5 protein-coding genes are annotated in these 6293 nt (G+C 45.0%); all 5 read right to left on the minus strand.

All coding sequences use genetic code 11. From position 1 onward, the window contains the following. On the minus strand, positions 1 to 167 hold a 167-nt coding region (locus tag QTO00_RS12475; protein WP_331425099.1), incomplete at its 3' end, for an HU family DNA-binding protein. Between the two features lie 193 nt (positions 168 to 360). Beyond that, positions 361 to 2712, minus strand: a complete 2352-nt coding sequence (gene lon / locus QTO00_RS12480; protein WP_331425098.1) for an endopeptidase La — start codon at positions 2710 to 2712, stop codon at positions 361 to 363. A 129-nt stretch (positions 2713 to 2841) separates the two neighbouring features. Further along, positions 2842 to 4125, minus strand: coding sequence for an ATP-dependent protease ATP-binding subunit ClpX (gene clpX / locus QTO00_RS12485; protein ID WP_038206828.1), 1284 nt, complete (start codon positions 4123 to 4125; stop codon positions 2842 to 2844). 89 nt (positions 4126 to 4214) lie between these two features. Continuing rightward, positions 4215 to 4841, minus strand: a complete 627-nt coding sequence (clpP, locus tag QTO00_RS12490; RefSeq protein ID WP_038206825.1) for an ATP-dependent Clp endopeptidase proteolytic subunit ClpP — start codon at positions 4839 to 4841, stop codon at positions 4215 to 4217. Positions 4842 to 4946: 105 nt separating this feature from the next. Then, positions 4947 to 6251: a trigger factor gene (gene tig / locus QTO00_RS12495; protein WP_038206822.1), complete on the minus strand. Its 1305-nt coding sequence runs from the start codon at positions 6249 to 6251 to the stop codon at positions 4947 to 4949. Positions 6252 to 6293: the final 42 nt, after the last annotated feature.

A 6293-nucleotide genomic window follows, 5' to 3' on the forward strand; every position in this document is an offset into this window, starting at 1 on the left:
GCACGAGTGCGAACGCTGAAAGTACCAAAGCCAACTAAAGCAACCTGATCGCCAGACTGAAGAGTATCGCCTACTGCTTCAATGAATGCGTCTAGAGCGCGACCAGCTGATGCTTTTGATAGATCTGCATTTTCTGCAATTTTTTCTACTAATTGTGTTTTATTCACTGTGATTCCCCTTTGTGCCACCTGATTTTATTTTTGTCGGTGGCTATTCGTTCCATTTCATTTCAAATGCAGCCTCAAGCCTTGGAGAACAAGGCTTGCAGCTATAGTCGCTAAAGTTAGCTCCCAAAAAAAACGCTGACAAGCCTTTTTATGCTTATCAGCGTAATCTTTTACTTATTTTTGCTGCACATCACTATTTTACAGCTGAAAACTCAACACCAGACGGCTCTTTTTCCAATGCGACCTTCAATACTTCGTCGATCCATTGCACAGGAATAACCTTCAGATCTGCAATAACATTATCAGGAATCTCTTCTAGATCACGTTCGTTGTCTTTCGGAATCAGTACCGTTTTGATGCCACCACGGTGTGCCGCAAGCAATTTCTCTTTCAAACCACCAATCGGAAGCACTTCACCGCGAAGGGTAATTTCACCTGTCATCGCGACTTCTGCCTTCACCGGATTACCCGTTAAACTAGAAACCAATGCTGTACACATGGCGATACCCGCACTTGGGCCATCTTTTGGTGTTGCGCCTTCAGGCACATGAACATGGATATCACGTTTCTCATAGAAATCTGAGTTAATACCCAGTTTTTCAGCACGAGAACGTACCACTGTCATTGCGGCCTGAATCGACTCTTGCATCACATCGCCCAACGAACCTGTCTGAGTTAGCTTGCCTTTACCTGGCATCGCTTGGGTTTCAATGGTCAATAGGTCGCCACCCACTTCTGTCCAAGCCAGACCGGTAACTTGACCAATGCGATTGCTATCGTCTGCTTTACCATAGTCGAAACGCTGAACACCTAGGTACTCTTTCAGGTTATCCATCGTCACTGTTACGCTCTTAAGCTCTTTATCCAGCAGGATGTTCTTCACTGCTTTACGACAGATCTTCGAAATTTCACGCTCTAAACTACGTACACCCGCTTCACGCGTGTAGTAACGGATAATGCCGATAATCGCAGAGTCTTCGATCTCGATTTCACCGACTTTTAGACCATTGCGCTTGATCTGTTTTTCAACCAAGTGACGCTTAGCGATGTTGAGCTTTTCATCTTCGGTGTAACCAGATAGACGAATCACTTCCATACGGTCTAGCAGTGGGCCTGGAATGTTCATTGAGTTCGACGTCGCTACGAACATAACATCAGAGAGATCGTAATCTACCTCTAGGTAGTGGTCGTTAAACGCGTTGTTCTGCTCTGGGTCAAGAACTTCAAGCAGCGCTGATGATGGGTCACCGCGCATGTCTGAAGACATTTTGTCGATCTCATCCAGAAGGAACAGCGGGTTTTTCACACCAACTTTCGACATTTTCTGGATTAGCTTGCCCGGCATAGAACCGATGTAAGTACGACGGTGACCACGGATTTCTGCTTCATCACGCACGCCACCTAGTGCCATACGAGTGTATTGACGCCCTGTTGCCGCTGCAATTGAGCGGCCAAGAGAGGTTTTACCCACACCAGGAGGACCGACAAGACACAGAATAGGACCTTTAAGCTTGTTGATACGATTTTGTACCGCCAAGTATTCAAGGATACGCTCTTTAACGCGCTCTAGGCCGTAATGGTCTTCGTTCAGAACCTCTTCTGCCTTGGCTAGATTCTTCTTCACTTTAGAGCGTTTTGCCCAAGGAACGCCAAGCATCCAGTCGATGTAACCACGTACCACTGTCGCTTCAGCAGACATAGGAGACATCATCTTAAGCTTTTGCAGCTCTTGCTCAGTCTTTTCGCGAGCCTCTTGCGGCATTTTAGACTCAACAATCTTCTGCTTCAGTGTTTCGAACTCGTCAACGCCGTCTTCGCTTTCGCCAAGCTCTTTCTGAATCGCCTTCATCTGCTCATTCAGGTAGTACTCGCGCTGAGATTTTTCCATCTGCTTTTTAACGCGGGTGCGGATACGCTTCTCAACCTGAAGTAGATCGATTTCTGATTCCATCTGACCCATTAAGAATTCAAGACGCTCGGTCACATCCAGAATCTCAAGCACATTCTGTTTCTCAGATAGTTTCAGCGGCATATGCGCTGCGATGGTATCGGCTAGGCGAGCCGCTTCATCAATTCCATTTAGTGAAGTTAAAACTTCTGGTGGAATCTTTTTATTAAGCTTGATGAAGCCTTCAAACTGGTTAATAGCACTGCGCACGATAACTTCTTGCTCACGCTCATCTATCTCAGATGTGGTTAGATACTCTGCGTCAGCAAAGAAAAATTCGTTTTCAATAAAGTGATTAATTTTCGCGCGCTGCTGACCTTCAACCAACACTTTTACCGTGCCATCAGGAAGTTTCAGTAGTTGCAGGATTGTCGCTACGGTACCAACTTCAAACAAGTCTGCCTGAGTCGGTTCATCAGTATCCGCTTCTTTTTGGGCTACCAACAATACTTGCTTGTTGTTATCCATTGCCGCCTCAAGACAAGCAATCGACTTTTCGCGTCCAACAAACAATGGAATAACCATATGCGGGTAAACGACTACATCTCGTAGAGGTAGTACGGGGATCTCGATACGTTCGGAACGTTCCAAGTTCATATTCTTCTCTCTTCCGCTTTGTCCTATGAGCAGTATATGGGGGCTAATTGGTTGGATTCAATGAAAGAATAAAAAAAAGGGAGTAATTGATTACCCCCTTTCTTGATACATTAATTTATGTGAATCAGATTAAGATTCTGCGCCTGCGGCTTGGTTGTCTGAGTTGCTATAAATAAGCAGAGGATCAGATTCACCCTTAATGACTGACTCGTCGATGACAACCTTGCTCACATCATCCATTGATGGTAGTTCATACATAGTTTCTAGTAGAACACCTTCTAGGATTGAACGTAGACCACGAGCACCTGTTTTACGCTCCATCGCTTTCTTCGCAATAGCACGCAGTGCATCTTCACGGAATTCTAGCTCTGAGTTTTCAAGCTCGAATAGTGCCGCGTACTGCTTAGTCAGTGCGTTCTTCGGTTCACATAAAATTTGAATAAGCGCGTCTTCATCAAGTTCTGTTAGCGTCGTTGTAACAGGTAGACGACCGATGAACTCAGGAATTAAACCGTACTTCACCAGATCTTCTGGTTCAACTTGAGAGAACAGTTCACCAATAGTACGAGTTTCGTCTTTAGAGCGGATATCCGCACCAAAACCGATACCTGTACCAGTAGCAACACGCTGTTCAATCACTTTGTCTAGGCCAGCAAATGCACCACCACAAATAAATAGAATCTTAGATGTATCTACTTGTAGGAACTCTTGCTGAGGATGCTTACGACCACCTTGTGGCGGCACTGAAGCAACCGTACCTTCGATAAGTTTTAGTAGCGCTTGCTGTACGCCTTCGCCCGATACATCACGAGTGATCGATGGGTTTTCAGCTTTACGAGAAATCTTGTCGATTTCATCGATGTATACAATACCGCGCTCTGCTTTCGCTACGTCGTAATCACATTTTTGCAGAAGCTTCTGAATAATGTTCTCAACGTCTTCACCCACGTAACCCGCTTCTGTTAGCGTCGTTGCATCAGCCATAGTAAATGGCACATCAAGGAAGCGAGCAAGTGTCTCTGCAAGTAGGGTTTTACCACTACCCGTAGGACCAATCAGTAGTATGTTACTCTTACCTAGTTCAACACCTTCGCTTGTGGTGTCTCCATTACGTAAACGCTTATAGTGGTTATAAACGGCTACTGCTAACACTTTCTTAGCGTAATCTTGGCCAATCACATAATCATCAAGGTGTTCACGAATCTCTCTTGGCACTGGTAGTGCTTCAGATTGCTTTTTCGGTAGAACATCTTTGATCTCTTCACGGATGATGTCGTTACATAGGTCGACACATTCATCACAAATGTAGACTGACGGACCAGCGATTAGCTTGCGAACTTCGTGCTGGCTTTTGCCGCAGAAAGAGCAGTACAGAAGTTTACTACTACCGCTCTCTTTGCTTTTATCTGTCATTCGCTAACCTCTTATTAGCTTTCACTGTCTTGTTTTGAGTTTATATCAATTTTGACTAAATTTCGCCTGCATCTTTTGGCGATATGGTATTACTCTTTGTGATGAGTCAAAACCGAGTCTACCAAACCGTACTCTACGGCTTGATCCGCAGACATAAAGTTGTCACGGTCAGTATCGCGTTCAATCACTTCTAACGGCTGACCTGTATGCTCAGCAAGCAGCTTATTTAGCTTCTGTTTGATCGTCAGAATTTCTTGCGCGTGGATTTGGATATCCGACGCTTGGCCTTGGAAACCACCTAGCGGTTGGTGAATCATCACACGAGAGTTAGGCAGTACATGGCGTTTACCTGGCGCACCACCAGCTAGAAGGAAGGCACCCATTGAGCACGCCTGTCCCATACATACCGTACTTACATTTGGCTTGATGTACTGCATAGTGTCGTAAATTGACATACCTGCAGTCACACTACCACCTGGCGAGTTGATATATAGGAAGATATCTTTGTCAGGGTTTTCTGATTCTAGGAATAGTAGCTGTGCTACCACTAGATTTGCCATTTGGTCTTCAACTTGGCCTGTCAGAAAAATGATACGTTCCTTAAGCAAGCGAGAATAAATATCGTAAGAACGCTCACCTCGGGAAGTCTGTTCAACCACCATTGGTACTAGCGCGTTTAGGATTGGCGACATTGCATTTTTTTCTTGGTAGCTCATATTCTTATGTCCCTAAAATAAATGGCCCGGATGATACTTATCATACGGACCATTGTTAGCAGAATAGTTAACGCTTAGTCAACCTTGTAAGCATTTTATCGCTTATTACGCTGCTGGCTGCTGGTTCATTAGCTCGTTGAAGCTAACTTCTTTTTCAGTAACCTGAGCTTTAGCGATGATTGCGTCAATAGCTTGCTCTTCTAGAGCAACATTGCGCATGTTGTTCATCATTTGCTCGTTTTGCTCGTAGTACGCAACTACTTCTGATGGATCTTCGTATGCTGTAGCCATCTCTTCGATAAGTGCTTTCACTTTCTCGTCGTCAGCTTTTAGCTCTTCAGACTTGATCACTTCGCCTAGAAGAAGACCTACAACTACGCGGCGCTTAGCTTGCTCTTCGAATAGCTCACGTGGAAGCTGCTCAGCTGCTTCTGGGTTGCCACCGAAACGTTGTGCAGCTTGCTGACGTAGAGTACCGATTTCTTGATCGATAAGTGCAGCAGGTACGTCGATTTCGTTTTCTTTAACTAGACCGTCAAGAGCTTGCTCTTTGATGCGGTTCTTAACAGCTTGCTTAAGCTCACGCTCCATGTTCTTACGAACTTCAGCTTTAAGTGCGTCAACGCCGCCTTCAGCAACACCGAACTTAGCAACGAACTCGTCGTTGATTTCTGGAAGCTCACGCGCTTCAACTTTGTTCACTTTGATAGAGAACTTAGCTGCTTTACCTTTTAGGTTTTCAGCGTGGTAATCTTCTGGGAAAGTCACGTCGATTTCGAATTCCATACCAGCAGTCTTACCTGCGATACCGTCTTCAAAACCTGGAATCATGCGACCAGCACCCATTTCTAGAGGGAAGTTTTCAGCTTTACCGCCTTCGAACTCTTCACCGTCGATAGAACCAACGAAATCGATAGTAGCGCGCTTACCTTCTTCAGCAGCGTCTTCTACTTCTACCCAAGTCGCTTGTTGCTTACGTAGAGTGTCGATCATCTCTTCAACGTCAGCGTCTTGAACTTCAGTTGCTGGTTTTTCAACAGTGATGTTCTCTAAGCCTTTAAGCTCAACTTCTGGGTAAACTTCAAAAGTTGCGTTGAATACTAGGTCTTCACCTTCTTTCGTTTCAACTGGAGCGAACGTTGGTGCACCCGCTGGGTTGATTTTCTCTTTAACGATCGCTTCGATGAAGTGACGTTGCATTACTTCGCCCATTACGTCTTGACGTACTGCTTTACCGTACATCTTCGCAACCATTTTTAGAGGCACTTTGCCTTTACGGAAACCATCGAAACGACGGTTTTTTGCGATGTTGCGTAGTTCAGCTGTTACAGCATCTTCGATGTTAGCAGCAGGAACAGTAATGTTAAGACGGCGCTCTAGGCCCTCTAGCGTTTCAACAGTAACTTGCATTATTCATTAACCTCAAAACTGACTCAGATAACTGAGCGTATG

This window comes from Vibrio sp. M260118, from assembly GCF_036533755.1.
In the GTDB taxonomy this organism is placed as follows: domain Bacteria; phylum Pseudomonadota; class Gammaproteobacteria; order Enterobacterales; family Vibrionaceae; genus Vibrio.